Source organism: Prochlorococcus sp. MIT 1341 (assembly GCF_034092415.1).
Taxonomy (GTDB): Bacteria; Cyanobacteriota; Cyanobacteriia; order PCC-6307; family Cyanobiaceae; genus AG-363-P08.
In genome coordinates this window covers 804,116-817,090 of record NZ_CP139304.1, presented here as the reverse complement: position 1 = coordinate 817,090, position 12,975 = coordinate 804,116, and the positions used below count along the sequence as shown (strand labels likewise).

Sequence of the window (12,975 nt, the reverse complement as noted above, 5' to 3'; positions counted from 1 at the left end):
AAATTAGGTTGATGCGTTTAGAAGCCCTTGTTCGGGCCTGTTTTACGTAGAGGTTAGTTGCAAGAGGTGAAATACACTTGTACTGCTGTTTGTTTCCCCCCTTGGAAATCATTTAGACATTTTAGTACTGAAATAGGTAAACCTTCAGAGAGGGATGTCTCTATTACGAGGTTCACATCTTTTCAGACCTCTTGATCGTTGGCGCTTGTCCTGGCAGGATTCCTCGGATCAGTTGGCTAGACCCTCCTTGAGCATCTGCAAGGGTTGGCCTTTTGTGAATTGCATTGTCACTTGTTGCAAATCCCTTTGTTAATACAGCCTGTTTTATAAAACTTGAAGTCGTTAGTCCACAAGGGGAATTCCAGCACCTTGGGAAAGGCACAGTGTCTGAACCAAAGGCTTCTTGATATTCTGTTGAGTCTACTAATGTATCGATGTGACTCTCAAAACCATTCTCTTTGAGACTTTCAATCTTAGAGATAATTTCTTCTTGGTTTTCTGGAGGTCGACCGAGTATATGCTTGAAACTAAGTTCAATAAAACGTTGTTGACTTACCACTTCAAAGTAGTTTGATCTGTAGAAAGGCGATTTCGCTAAACCTCTAATGAATTCCTGAATTGTGATATCTCCATTCCTTAGTCTTCTCTCAAGATCTATTGATCTTTCACTGTCCATTATCTGAAAATTGCCATATATCTGCCTATAAGATGCTTTTACAGCAAGGACATAAGATGTGTCGTCATATGGAGGATTCTTGTCAAAAGTAAATGCATCTGAAGCTGAACAGCAGTTGGGTTGAGGACCAATTGGCAAGTGACATTTTAGGTAAGATTCTCTTTTGAAAGCATTTATTGAGAGGTTTTCATTGATTGGGGAGCCTAAAGGGATGGGAATCCTGGGATTAGGAGTGAAAATATTAACTTGTCCTGGCATGCAGCCAGCATTGATGCACATTATGTAAGAGAGATTAGTGCTTCCTGAGAATCTTGACTTGCTATATTTAATTTCATCTTCGAATAAATTCAATCCCCCATACTTAACGGCAGCTGATGGTATTGAGTACATTTTAAAGAAAAGAGATTGGGGTTTTAAGGCCTTTGAAGAAGTGGGTGCGGAATTGAGCTCTTTTTACACTATATTATGACATTCAAAAAGCTCAGAATGTGAAAGTGATATAATTGTAAAAGTATTACCTCTCCCCTATTGATATTGCAGAGATTTTTTAGAGCTTAGATATGAATGTAGATAGGAGATCTATATCTCTAGTACATAAGATTGGAGATGCAGTTAGTATATTATGTCGATCTAGGAAAAATGACCAACTCTCATTCTCTCCAAGACCTCCGCAGTTTTCCTTGATTAACTCTGCTACTGCATAATCTACGCCAATTACCTTTAACAACTCGATCGCTTCCTGACAGTTTTTGCTTCTAAAAGGCCTTATAGCTGAGCCAACTACCCATGTTAAATGTGTTTCTCCCAAGTCACAGGAATCGTCTTCGCACGATAAGAGAAGATTGTAAGGATTCTGATATCTTTCAAAAGTTTCTCTCCATAAATGAAGATTTTCAGGTTTAAGGTCAATCTTGAAAAACTTGCCATTTGATTGTAGCTGAATCTCAAGCTCACCTTTTGACTTTTTTAAGACGGTTTCGATATTTGTACTTTTAAAGTTCCTAGGCATTATCTTAATGAGAATAATTAACAAAGAGTTATTTGAAGGCTAATTACTTAAGTCGTCAATTAGCAAGGCTTGGATTTTTGTGGAAGTATCCTTTCGGAATTGATTGACACTTACTTTGTTGAGTACGACTATTGCCATAACCATTAGCAATGCTTCAAGCGAGAAGACAAAAGCGAATGCTGGGAGCTGATTTTCTCCCCCAGTCAAATTTCTACCAATATCTAATAATCCTCCTCCAAAAACTTTTCCCATGGCCCTTGAAAGAGCTTGGGCAAGACCCCATACTCCAACAAATGTACCAGCCACTTCAGGAAGAGTTAAATCAAGCATTAGCGAAAGGGCGCTGTTAGTCCCAATGCCTGCAGATAACCCAAAAATACCCATAACTACAAACAGGGCTTCTTTGCTACGAGAAACCCCACATATAATTAGAAGTATTAAAGAAATCATTATCATCCAACACCCCATTCTTGCTGTCGATAGTTTTCCTAGCCGTGGTGTTATAAGTATTCCTGCGATAAGTAGGCCTGCAAGAGTTCCAATGCCCCAGTAGGCATTTAGTAATGTGGTTTTAGATATTGGCATTGAAAATACTTCCGCACCATAGCTCTCTAATATGGGATCTTGAAGGAAAAGGCCAAGTGTATAGAGAATTAGGAAGCTAAAGAAAATAATTATTTGAGGACTTGATTTAATAAGCCTCCAGGCCTTAACAAGTCCTACAGAGTTTGGGTTTGATTCTCTATTGTTCTTGATTGGTTTGAATTTTGGTTCAATTCCCCAGCATGAAAAGATAGATAAACAGAAAATAATGGCAGATACCTTGATCATGAAGTCTTGTAATGCTGGCTGCAGAACTAAAGGATCAGTTACCCCATCAATAACTTGCATAGTATTTGATATTGCAATTGCTCCTATGACTATTCCGATCGTTAGCATTGCCCAAATAATTCCAACCGCCCTAGGGCGCTCCTCTTCAGTTGTAAGGTCAATTACTAATGCTAAATATGGCGTAGTAGCTAAAGAAACAGCAAGGCCATATAGGGCAAATAAACCGCAAAGAGCTAATGAGCAGCAAGCGATAGCAATAAAGTCTCCTTGTCTAAGGATTGTCTCGGTAAAGAAAATTAGAGGTATTGAAAGCATTGCTATTAGGCAAAAACCTGCTGTTCCTAGCCATATATAGGGTGTTCTTAGCCGGCCGATTATCGGCCGGCTATCAGAAATATTCCCAAATAGTACGCGGGACGGAGCCATTAATTGTTCAAATGCCAGTCCACCGCCTACTAATAAGGCAGGGAAAGCGAGTTCAGAGATCATCACGCGATTCAGCATTCCTGCAAAAATCACTGCAAGGCATCCCATGCAACCTTGAAAGATGCTTAGCCTCGCAAGGCGCAATGGATGTAGGCCCCGAGCAGGATTCTTTACCTCAGGGCCATTAATCCGTTCTGTATTTGTTGAAAAAGTCATTCTTCTATTTTGACTCCTTTTTCGGAGGAGATGGACAGTTTGCTCAGCACCGATACCATCGGCAAGACTCCCCTCGTAGAGGCTCGCTCTTATGGCCAGTTGTGATCAGCCGAATAAATTTCCACACTTGCTGAGTCAGCAGTTGCATGGATTAAGTGAATTGTGCGAGATAGTTACATTAAGGCTTCTAGAGCTTGAAGAAAGGGTGCAAATTCTAGAGGGAAGCAATCATCTTAAAGGTTTCTCTGCCGAAGATGCTGCTGAGGAATTGCTTGCAAAGAGTGAGGAAAGAGTTAGAAATTTACAGGGCTTGCTTGATGTTGATAGAGAGCCTAAAAAGCCTCTAACTCTCCTAGAAGAACAATATGAGGCAGGCGAAGTCCTTGTGGACTCGCAATCAGAATCTGTTCATGCAATGGAGCTAATAGAGGATCACTCCGGGGAATTAAATGATGGTTTCTCGAAGGAAGAGAATCCCCAAAAACAAGATCATTTTGAAGATACTGAATATTTAAATGAAGATGAGATGCCTTTGCTTTCTGCTTGATTCTTAATCAAGCTTTAGAAGTCTGATCCTAAAGTTAGCTATTTCTCGAGCTTGTGATGGTGATTCTTTGAAAAGAGGGTGTTCTTTGATGAGCTTAAACACTTCATCGAGTTTCTGATCAATGGTCTTCTTGTAAGAATCCTTACTAAGACTATAAGTTTTCCATGCATCATCAAAGGCACTTGCAAAGCTGTCAGCATTATTGAAGTGCCTACTAATATCTTTATTAGCCATTTTGATGATTTGAATACGTTTAAGGAGATACTTTTATTTTAATCCAAAGGTGAGTACTTAGTTAGGAGTTTTTATTTAGAGGATGGTTGTATAAAGAGGGAGAGCTCTTATGGCTTCCAGCATTCTCCCCATCTTTTTAGCTATATTGCTTTTGCAAATTGCTTTGTTTTTTTATAATGCTTTTCCTTTTGACCAAATTCTGATCACCGCTACTGACTTAGTGCTTATATAACTTTCCATTGTATTTAAGCCTAGTCCTCAGAAACCCACTCAGCAGGATAGTACATCTGCACTGGGTCCAGTGGCCTTTGGTCCTGCCCCTCTATGATTTAAGATATGTTCATTAGGTTATCAACCATCAGGATAGCGTTCTCTTGATCTGACTTTTAGTATTTGCTTCCTCAATCTCAGCATCTTTATGACCTCAACACTTCCTAAAAAGAATATTGATGAAGGGAAAAACTCTTCTGCACTGATCTCGGAAAAAATCCGTTCACGGATGGATGCTATGGGTGCAAGGTATTTCGCTAATGATAATATTTCAGAATATATTTACAAAGGTGAGCTTGTTGAGTTGGAGAAAGAAGTTGCTCAGAAAGTTCGAGATTTGCTTAAGAGCCTTTTGATAGATGTTGAACATGACCATAACACTCAAGAAACTGCTGAACGAGTTTCCAGGATGTATCTAAGTGAAGTATTTAAAGGGCGATTTCATAATCAGCCTAAGGTTACTAGCTTTCCAAATGAAAAGAACTTGGATGAAATTTATACAGTTGGACCAATAACTGTTCGGTCTGCATGCTCACATCATTTAGTCCCTATTTTGGGAGATTGTTGGATTGGAATTAAACCGGGGTCTCGTGTTATCGGACTATCAAAGTTTGCAAGAGTTGCTGATTGGGTTTTTTCAAGACCACATATTCAAGAGGAGGCTGTGATGATACTTGCTGATGAGATAGAGCGTTTATGTGAACCTCAGGGATTAGGGATTATCGTTAAAGCACAACATTATTGTATGAAATGGCGAGGAGTAAAAGAGCCAAGTACAAGTATGGTTAACTCTGTTGTAAGAGGTGACTTCCGTCACGACCCTAGTCTTAAGCAAGAATTCTTTGAGCTTGTTCGCCAACAAGAATCTTTAAATTCGAGGAGCTATTAGATATATACTTTTAATAGTATTGATTTTAATTATATACATTTAGACCTTTTATAGGCTGTATTAATTAAATCTAAAACCCGAGTTTTTTATCTTAGAGGCAGGCTTTTTGCACAACTTCGAGCCAATCTTTAGAAGTAATCCCCTTCTCCTTTTTGGATGGGACGTAGATCATGTAAAAGTTGTCATTTTCAGGAAAGTTGCTTAAAGCAATTAGATAGACGAACCTACACCTTAGGCATGGCTTTCTAGATAATCTTCCAAATGTGAGAGGTGCCAGGACCCAGATTTGAACTGGGGACACGGCGATTTTCAGTCGCCTGCTCTACCAACTGAGCTATCCCGGCTTGAGCACACTTGATATTAGATCACAGAGAGAAGTTTTTTTTGCATTAATGCCTGCAAAGTGCTTTTAAGAACAAAACTCTCTGTAAGTCAAATCGCTGAGGATGCATTCCAAGAAAAAGATTTTAGCTTCAGTTACGACGGTTTTGTGATTTGCTGAAGCATCTCAACGATAGTTCGATGAGCTTGTCCGCTATCAGTGATTTCGTGCGGAAGGGGGATCTTCAGTTGTTTGCCATCAGCTTCAATGTTGATGGTGTTGGAGCTGATCGAAACCATCGTTGCTGAATTTACGTTTGTTAGCCCTCCGTAGTAATGAGCAAATGCAATAACTGCATCAGAATGATCCTTGTTCATGTGAGAGCAAATTCTTTTGCTGACCTCATTTGTCAGGGGTTCTTGTTTCACGAGATTCACTTTCCGAGTATTGAGATGGTCGGTTTTAATCCTGGTTATTGAGGTCTATGAGAGTTGATTTTAATGGGCGTAGTGCCAATCCTTAGTTATTCAAAAGCAATATGAGAAATTCAATAATGATCGTTTTCAAAGAAGTTTTTAGTTTTCCACCGCTCTTTTTATTGCCTTATAGCAAAGTAGAGCTGTTCCTGCTGCAGGAGGGATTGTGCTTGTCCTGATGGGAATTCCAATAATCTTTTCACGTATTTTTCTCCATTGAGGGTTCCTTGCTCCTCCTCCTATTGTTATTAACCTTTTTGGAGAGATAGCCCCAAGTTTAGTTAGGGTTTCCCATCCCTTGGCTTCAATATTTGCGATACCTTCTAAAAGGCCATGTAAATAGAGTGAATCACTTATTGGTCGAGGCTCCATGATAGGGAGCAGAGAAGGATCGTTGATTGGGAAACGTTCTCCTGGGCGTGATAACGGCCTAAGTGATAAACCACTTTTGACGTTTGGATTTATCTGTCTACTTAGCTCCGCTAGCTCGGAATCATTAAAGAATTGCTTGAGAACAACGCATCCTGTATTTGAGGCCCCTCCACATAGCCATTGATCATCAAGATAGTGATTTGTAAGCCCAGGTCCGTGGATTGGTTCTTTTACAAAGCGCTTGATTACAAGGGTGCTCCCAAGGACCGTTATCCCGTCTTCGGGTCCTGAGTTTGCTGCTATGACAGCTGCATTGGAGTCCGTTGTTCCAGCAACTACCTTAAGGTTTGGAGGTAAAGATAGTCTTTGGGAAACTTCATGGCATATTTTCCCTAGAATTTCTCCGCTTGAAACTATTTCAGGGAGAGCTTTCTTCCAAGTAAGTTTGTCGAAGGAAGAAGGCCATTCTCTAAGGACATTATTCCAACCAAGTTTTATGTTGTTGCCTTCTTCACCCCAGCGCCAATTTCCGAGAAGCCATCCATTAATCCAGTCTGCTTGATGTCTTAGAAGTATTTTCTCACCATGTTTATTAATAAGCCTAAGAGCTCTAGCAATGCTTCCGTTTGACGTACTTGCTGGCCCCTTATTAATAGATAAGTCTTTAATTTTGATCGTTTGTTCGGGACAAGATAGGTTATAAGGTAAAGCCTTACCTAATGGGTAACCATTCTGATCACAAGCCAGTAATGTGCCTGAAGTTCCGTCAATAGCAACGGCTTCAAGCCTTTGACTAATTCCTTTAGGTAAATCTTTTATAAGTCTTTCACAACAGCTCTTCCAATCTTGTGGGCAGATAATACTCGTCTTGTAAGATGTTTTTGATGAATAGACAATCGCTTTTTTTTCATTTATCACCACTAGCCTTACTCCACTAGTTCCTAGATCAATCCCAAGAAATAATAAACCTCTCCCTACCATTTAAACCTGTAGCTGTCTTAGAAAGAAAATGATTTTAATCGCGCTTAAGTTTTTCTGAGATCTCTTCAACATCTTCCCATGGCAGGTTTAGATCTGGCCTGCCAAAGTGACCATATGCTGCAGTATCTCTATAGAAACGACCACCTCTTTCTTTGGGAAGTTGATCTAGTTTGAATTGCTTAATAATTGCACCAGGCCTGAGATCAAAGTATTTTTCAACTAAATCGGTAAGCTCTTCATTCGACTTTTTCCCTGTTCCAAATGATTCGACAAGTATGGAAACAGGATTGGCTACGCCAATTGCATAACTTAATTGAACTTCTGCTCTTTCAGCTAGGCCAGCTGCTACTAGAGATTTGGCAACAAATCTAGCGGCATATGCAGCCGATCTATCTACCTTGGTTGGATCCTTTCCCGAAAAGGCTCCTCCACCATGCCTAGCGTAACCCCCATAGGTGTCGACAATGATCTTTCTTCCAGTTAGCCCAGCATCACCTTGGGGACCTCCTACCACAAACTTTCCTGTTGGATTTACTAAGAAGCGTGTTTCATTTGGATCCGGCTTTATAGAAAGATCTGCGGTAGAAGGTTCAACAACATTGCTCCATAAATCATTTGTGATTATTTCTCTAATTTCCTTTTCATTTGTTACTCCTTCTATTTCTGAGGTGTGTTGAGTAGAGATTAAAATTGTGTTTATAGCAATTGGCTTATTGTTTTCATACAACACGCTTACTTGTGTCTTTCCGTCTGGCAGTAGGTATTCCAAGGTTTTATCATGGCGAACTTTTGAAAGCCTCCTAGATAATCTATGGGCGAGACTAATTGGAAGTGGCATTAGCTCGGGGGTTTCATTGCATGCATACCCAAACATGATTCCTTGGTCACCTGCTCCTACTTTGTCGAGAGGGTCACCCGCCATGTGGTCTTCTGCATCATCAACACCTTGAGCGATATCAGGAGACTGTTGGTCTAGAGCAACAAGAACGGCACAACTATTCGCATCAAACCCCCCTGCTCTAGCCCCTTGATATCCAATATCTGCAATAACTTGTCGCACAACTTGAATGAAATCTACTTGTGCTGATGAGGTGATCTCTCCAGTAATCAGACAAAGACCTGTATTGACTACGGTTTCACAAGCCACACGACTGGTTGGATCTTTTGCAAGTAGGGAGTCGAGCACGGCGTCACTAACTTGATCGCAAATTTTGTCTGGATGGCCTTCAGTGACTGATTCTGATGTAAATACGTAATTACTCATAATGCATTCATTTCGTGAGGAATTTTAGTAGTTGCCTGTATGTTTAAGTCATCCCAGTGGTAAATCAGGTTTTGATGTTGTGAGAGTGTTGGAGACATGCTCCATCCAGAGATATATCCAAGGATAATTGGGAGATCTGCTTTTTTGGCCATTCTTAGGTCGGAATCAGAATCTCCAATCATTGCGCATTGACTTGGGGCTAAACCAAGTAAATTACAGAGACCTTTTGCGGCACCTGGGTCAGGCTTTTTTGGAAAGTTATCCGCACTCCAAAATTTGTCAGAAAATTTTTTGCTTAGGTTGTTTACTGCTAGGAATTTTTCAATACCAGCAGAGCTGTCATTACTAATCAAGGCGCAAATTACGCCGTGATTATTTAGATTTTCCAGGAGTTTCAATGCACCTGGCAGTAAGTTATTCCTTGTGATATTTGAAGATTCTTCTGATAGTTCTATATCAACTCTTGAGAAGACTTCTTCAGCTGTTTGACTTGCTTCTGGCCAAGTTTCACCAACAAGGCAGAAAATATTAGCCATTGCGGCTAAATTATCTTGCCGTGAGGCCACTGCAAGAGTTCCAGATGGGTTTATTCCTTGGGATGTATAACCATAGACTTTTGTCAACAGTTGTTTTAACTGTATTTGCTCATTTCTTGAGGCCTTGCCCCTTTTGAAGAGAGAAAGCGCGTTTTTAATTCTTCTTTCACAGAGATCCTTGAGGTGTGCCTCACTATTTGACAGTGTTCCATCTTTATCGAATAGAACACCTTTTACTTCACCTATTGGGATGCCTCTAAGAAGCAGATTAGGCATTGATAAAAATCACGCTTCAGCTAGAGAAACACCTGCTTGATCATCATCCTCTTCAGCTTGCTCTAGAAGCATTTGCTTATATCGAGCAGCCATTTCTTCAGCCTTGTCAAAAACTTTTTGTGAATCTGTAAGCATGTCTCCTGGTTCTGGCTCAAGAGCTTTGGTCGAAAGTGAGATGCGTCCACGCTCGGCATCAAGATCGATAATCATTACTTTCATTTGATCGTTAACATTCAAGACTGTATGTGGCGTTTCAATGTGCTCGTGACTGATTTCCGAAATGTGAAGTAATCCGCTTACACCTCCAATATCTATAAATGCTCCATATGGCTTGATGCCTCGAACAGTACCAATAACAACTTCCCCTACTTCAAGACGGTTCATTTTCTTCTCTACTAAGGCTCGTCTATGGCTAAGGACAAGACGATTTCTTTCTTCATCAACCTCTAAAAATTTGAGAGGTAAGAAGTCCGCAACTAGCTCTTCTTTTGCTTTACGAGTACTTATGTGTGAACCAGGAATGAAGCCCCTTAATCCTTCAACACGTACAAGTGCACCACCACGGTTTGTTGCAAAGACCTCTGAAAAAATAGTTGCATCTTCTTTTTGTAATTGCCTTACTCTTTCCCAAGCGCGTTGATATTCAATTCTCCGGATTGAAAGTGAAAGTTGCCCATCTTCATTTTCTTCACTCATAATGAAGAATTCACGCACTTCAGAGGGCTGAAGAACTTCGCTAAGACCTTCTACACGGTTAATCGAAACTTCCTGAAGAGGCATATAGGCTGCAGTTTTAGCGCCTATATCAATCATTGCTCCTTTTTGTTCAAGAGCAAAAACCGTCCCATTAACAATATCTCCTGGCTTGAAGTTGTAGTCGTATTTGCTTAGTAAAGAAGCAAATTCGTCGATGGTGAATCCTGCCCCATTGAAATCTCTTTTGGTGACTCTGCTGGATGGATCATCTGCTGTAGGAACTTCCTCAGGAATATCAAAATCCTGGTCCTTTTGCTCTTCTTTTGAAGAGTTTGATTCATCGGCTGAATTGTTCACCGCAGTGGTTTTGTCATCAGTCGATGGAGTCTGTTCTTGGGCTTGATCAGAGGAAGTCACAGAGGTTGTAGATGGCGGTCTGCTATTTAGCAGTATGAAAGAAATCCTTTAGGCCCGCCGACCCTGAGGATTTAGTAAATTACTCTACAGAGGCACTTATTTGATTAGCTTACAGAGGCCAGTCGCTCTTCTCTTGTGTTAATACTTTCGAGAGCATTTACAAAATCACTTATTCCTCGAAATTGCTTATGAACTGAAGCGAATCTTACAAAAGCTACTTCGCTTAAAGATCTAAGCTCTTCAAGAACCATTCTCCCTATTTCGGAACTTGAAATCTCGCGATTACTACGTTGTTGGATTTTGACTTCAAGTTCCTCAACCAATATCTGAAGTTTATTTGTATTGATAGTTGTTTTCTCACAAGCTCTTGTAAGTCCTTCCATGAGCTTGTTGCGATTGAATATTTCTCTGTTTCCATTCTTTTTGATTACTGAAATAGGTACGGTCTCTACACGCTCATAGGTTGTAAATCGGAAATCACAATTTAAGCACTCGCGCCTTCTTCTAACACTTCTGCCAGCATCGGCAGCACGTGATTCGAGGACGCGACTATCTGTGTTTTGGCAGGAGGGGCACTGCATGCCCTTTGAATCTCAAGGTTCTTGATCTAACTGTATACATTGATTAGGGAATTGAGAAGGGCTTTACATCTGAAATCTTAAGTATTTTCCTTTTTCAAGTCTTTATTGAGGATTGCACAACATAAAAAAACCCCGCTAATTGCGGGGTTTTTTTATGTTTGCACTTTATTTGTACTTAGGCGGATCGCGAAATGCAATTGCAAAGAACAATGTGCCTAGCGCCAGTGCGAGGATTAGAACGTAAGAGAAGGCTTCCATCGGTAAGGGCTTTCAGCTAAAGGGATTAGGGGATTTGGATTGGAATTAAGCGCTTCCAGCAACTCCGCGTCCTGGGACACGACGTGTGGAGGGGTCTCCAAGTTTCTGGAATAGGCCAAATTCAACTTGATCGCCCATGTCTGGATCAATACCAGCAAATACATCGCGGTAAAGGGCACGAGAAGCATGCCACCAGTGGCCAAAGATGTATAGCAATCCAAAGCAGGCATGCGCAAAGGCAAACCATGTCCTGGGACCACTTCTGAATACACCGTCAGACTTGTAGCGATCTCTATCGAACTTAAAGGCTTCACCGAGTTGAGCTTTACGTGCAAGACGCTTAACAACAACTGGGTCGGTGAAACTCTTGCCATTTAACTCACCGCCATAGACGGTAGCAGTAACACCAACTTGTTCAAAAGAGTACTTCGCCTCAGCCCTCCTGAAGGGGATGTCAGCTTTAACGTTTCCATTTTGATCTTCAAGAATTACTGGGAAGTTCTCAAAGAAGTTTGGAATTCTGCGTACTTCAAGATCATTACCTTCATTGTCTGTGAAAGCAATGTGACCTTGCCAACCAGTTGGAAGGCCATCGCCATTGACCATCGCACCGCTGCGGAATAAACCACCTTTTGCAGGACTGTTACCTACATAGTCGTAGAAGGCCAGTTTCTCAGGAATTGTGGAATAAGCTTCGGCTTTGCTTGAGCCTTTATCCATAGCGGATTGGACACGGCGGTTGATTTCGGTCTTGAAGTAGCTGTTATCCCATTGATAACGAGTTGGACCGAAGAGCTCAATAGGAGTGCTGGCTGTGCCATACCACATGGTGCCTGCAACAACCATTCCAGCGAAGTGAACGGCTGCTAGTGCGCTGGCAAGGGCACCTTCGAGGCTGCCCATCCTTAAATTCCTATAAAGCCTTTCTCCAGGACGGTTGGTGATATGAAAAACCCCTCCAATGATTCCAAGAAGTCCAGCACCAATATGATTGGCGACTATTCCTCCTGCATTGAATGGATTGAATCCATCAGCACCCCAAACCGGAGCAACTTTTTCAACGTGGCCATTCAGACCATATGGGTCAGATACCCAAAGGCCTACTGAAGAGCAGTGGAATGCTCCAAAACCAAAACAGACTAAGCCTGCTAGGAGGAGATGAATACCGAAGATCCTTGGGAGGTCTAAAGCGGCCTCGCCAGTTCTGGTGTCTTCCCAGAGTTCAAGATCCCAGTAAGTCCAGTGCCAGATGGCTGCCAACATCAGCAAGCCACTGAAGACGATATGTGCTACTGCAACTCCTTCAAATGTTGAGTACGGAAGCGCCTTGCCCCAGAAACCCAAAGAATCAAAGTCGAATGAGCCAACACCACCAGTAATATCCCATCCACTCCAGCTACTAGTTACGCCTAGGCGGGCTGTCATGGGCATTACATACATGCCCTGACGCCACATTGGGTTCAGGACAGGATCAGTTGGGTCAAAAATTGCTAATTCATAAAGGAGCATGGAGCCGGCCCAGCCGGCTAAAAGTGCTGTGTGCATGAGGTGCACGGCCAGAAGACGGCCAGGGTCGTTTAGGACGACTGTGTGCACCCGATACCAGGGCAATCCCATGGGTCAGGTTTCGTGTAACGAAGCTGCTCGAAGCAGCTAGACCGACTGATCGTAAAGGGTCCCCATGATTAGAGGAGCATT

General features: G+C 41.6%; 14 protein-coding genes and 1 tRNA gene. 2 read left to right on the top strand and 13 right to left on the bottom strand.

Annotated elements, in window-relative coordinates:
* Positions 1-172: 172 nt before the first annotated feature.
* From SOI84_RS04200 to SOI84_RS04190, 3 genes are all read right to left on the bottom strand, one after another.
* Positions 173-1,066 carry a phycobilisome rod-core linker polypeptide gene (locus tag SOI84_RS04200; RefSeq protein WP_320675153.1) on the bottom strand — a complete coding sequence of 298 codons (894 nt, stop codon included), beginning with the start codon at positions 1,064-1,066 and terminating at the stop codon, positions 173-175.
* Between the two features lie 157 nt (positions 1,067-1,223).
* Complete coding sequence (locus tag SOI84_RS04195) at positions 1,224-1,685, bottom strand: hypothetical protein (RefSeq protein WP_320675152.1); 462 nt, start codon at positions 1,683-1,685, stop codon at positions 1,224-1,226.
* A gap of 39 nt (positions 1,686-1,724) precedes the next feature.
* Positions 1,725-3,158 carry a BCD family MFS transporter gene (locus tag SOI84_RS04190; protein ID WP_320675151.1) on the bottom strand — a complete coding sequence of 478 codons (1,434 nt, stop codon included), beginning with the start codon at positions 3,156-3,158 and terminating at the stop codon, positions 1,725-1,727.
* A 91-nt stretch (positions 3,159-3,249) separates the two neighbouring features.
* Between SOI84_RS04190 and SOI84_RS04185 the strand changes: the two genes are divergently transcribed.
* Positions 3,250-3,705, top strand: coding sequence for a hypothetical protein (locus tag SOI84_RS04185; protein ID WP_320675150.1), 456 nt, complete (start codon positions 3,250-3,252; stop codon positions 3,703-3,705).
* A gap of 3 nt (positions 3,706-3,708) precedes the next feature.
* Here SOI84_RS04185 and SOI84_RS04180 read toward each other — a convergent pair whose 3' ends face one another.
* Positions 3,709-3,939: a hypothetical protein gene (locus tag SOI84_RS04180; protein WP_320675149.1), complete on the bottom strand. Its 231-nt coding sequence runs from the start codon at positions 3,937-3,939 to the stop codon at positions 3,709-3,711.
* 418 nt (positions 3,940-4,357) lie between these two features.
* On the opposite strand from SOI84_RS04180, the gene folE reads away from it, so the two are divergent.
* Positions 4,358-5,098, top strand: coding sequence for a GTP cyclohydrolase I (gene folE / locus SOI84_RS04175; RefSeq protein WP_320675148.1), 741 nt, complete (start codon positions 4,358-4,360; stop codon positions 5,096-5,098).
* Between the two features lie 271 nt (positions 5,099-5,369).
* Here the strand turns inward: folE and SOI84_RS04170 are convergent.
* The 9 genes from SOI84_RS04170 to psbB all read right to left on the bottom strand — a co-directional run bounded on the left by SOI84_RS04170 (position 5,370) and on the right by psbB (position 12,894).
* A tRNA-Phe gene (locus tag SOI84_RS04170) sits at positions 5,370-5,442 on the bottom strand.
* 133 nt (positions 5,443-5,575) lie between these two features.
* Positions 5,576-5,848: a DUF2470 domain-containing protein gene (locus SOI84_RS04165; RefSeq protein ID WP_320675147.1), complete on the bottom strand. Its 273-nt coding sequence runs from the start codon at positions 5,846-5,848 to the stop codon at positions 5,576-5,578.
* A gap of 147 nt (positions 5,849-5,995) precedes the next feature.
* Positions 5,996-7,249 carry an FGGY-family carbohydrate kinase gene (locus SOI84_RS04160; RefSeq protein WP_320675146.1) on the bottom strand — a complete coding sequence of 418 codons (1,254 nt, stop codon included), beginning with the start codon at positions 7,247-7,249 and terminating at the stop codon, positions 5,996-5,998.
* Between the two features lie 34 nt (positions 7,250-7,283).
* Positions 7,284-8,513, bottom strand: coding sequence for a methionine adenosyltransferase (gene metK, locus SOI84_RS04155; protein WP_320675145.1), 1,230 nt, complete (start codon positions 8,511-8,513; stop codon positions 7,284-7,286).
* A complete protein-coding gene (locus SOI84_RS04150; protein WP_320675144.1) occupies positions 8,510-9,325 on the bottom strand; it encodes an HAD family hydrolase in 816 nt (271 codons plus the stop codon). Before SOI84_RS04150 ends, metK begins: the two co-directional genes overlap by 4 nt.
* Positions 9,326-9,334: 9 nt before the next feature.
* Positions 9,335-10,378 carry a 30S ribosomal protein S1 gene (locus SOI84_RS04145; protein ID WP_320675353.1) on the bottom strand — a complete coding sequence of 348 codons (1,044 nt, stop codon included), beginning with the start codon at positions 10,376-10,378 and terminating at the stop codon, positions 9,335-9,337.
* A 164-nt stretch (positions 10,379-10,542) separates the two neighbouring features.
* Positions 10,543-11,019 (bottom strand): transcriptional regulator NrdR, encoded by a 477-nt coding sequence (gene nrdR, locus SOI84_RS04140; protein ID WP_320675143.1) that lies wholly within the window; start codon positions 11,017-11,019, stop codon positions 10,543-10,545.
* Positions 11,020-11,184: 165 nt separating this feature from the next.
* The gene (locus SOI84_RS04135; RefSeq protein WP_320675142.1) at positions 11,185-11,277 is read right to left on the bottom strand and encodes a photosystem II reaction center protein T; all 93 of its coding nucleotides are present in this window, start codon (positions 11,275-11,277) and stop codon (positions 11,185-11,187) included.
* A gap of 45 nt (positions 11,278-11,322) precedes the next feature.
* Positions 11,323-12,894 carry a photosystem II chlorophyll-binding protein CP47 gene (gene psbB, locus SOI84_RS04130; RefSeq protein WP_320675141.1) on the bottom strand — a complete coding sequence of 524 codons (1,572 nt, stop codon included), beginning with the start codon at positions 12,892-12,894 and terminating at the stop codon, positions 11,323-11,325.
* Positions 12,895-12,975: the final 81 nt, after the last annotated feature.

Coding starts and splice junctions, on each gene's coding strand:
- SOI84_RS04200 (WP_320675153.1), bottom strand. CDS start 1,066: ATGTACTCAATACCATCAGCTGCCGTTAAGTATGGGGGATTGAATTTA.
- SOI84_RS04195 (WP_320675152.1), bottom strand. CDS start 1,685: ATGCCTAGGAACTTTAAAAGTACAAATATCGAAACCGTCTTAAAAAAG.
- SOI84_RS04190 (WP_320675151.1), bottom strand. CDS start 3,158: ATGACTTTTTCAACAAATACAGAACGGATTAATGGCCCTGAGGTAAAG.
- SOI84_RS04185 (WP_320675150.1), top strand. CDS start 3,250: ATGGCCAGTTGTGATCAGCCGAATAAATTTCCACACTTGCTGAGTCAG.
- SOI84_RS04180 (WP_320675149.1), bottom strand. CDS start 3,939: ATGGCTAATAAAGATATTAGTAGGCACTTCAATAATGCTGACAGCTTT.
- folE (WP_320675148.1), top strand. CDS start 4,358: ATGACCTCAACACTTCCTAAAAAGAATATTGATGAAGGGAAAAACTCT.
- SOI84_RS04160 (WP_320675146.1), bottom strand. CDS start 7,249: ATGGTAGGGAGAGGTTTATTATTTCTTGGGATTGATCTAGGAACTAGT.
- metK (WP_320675145.1), bottom strand. CDS start 8,513: ATGAGTAATTACGTATTTACATCAGAATCAGTCACTGAAGGCCATCCA.
- SOI84_RS04150 (WP_320675144.1), bottom strand. CDS start 9,325: ATGCCTAATCTGCTTCTTAGAGGCATCCCAATAGGTGAAGTAAAAGGT.
- nrdR (WP_320675143.1), bottom strand. CDS start 11,019: ATGCAGTGCCCCTCCTGCCAAAACACAGATAGTCGCGTCCTCGAATCA.
- SOI84_RS04135 (WP_320675142.1), bottom strand. CDS start 11,277: ATGGAAGCCTTCTCTTACGTTCTAATCCTCGCACTGGCGCTAGGCACA.
- psbB (WP_320675141.1), bottom strand. CDS start 12,894: ATGGGATTGCCCTGGTATCGGGTGCACACAGTCGTCCTAAACGACCCT.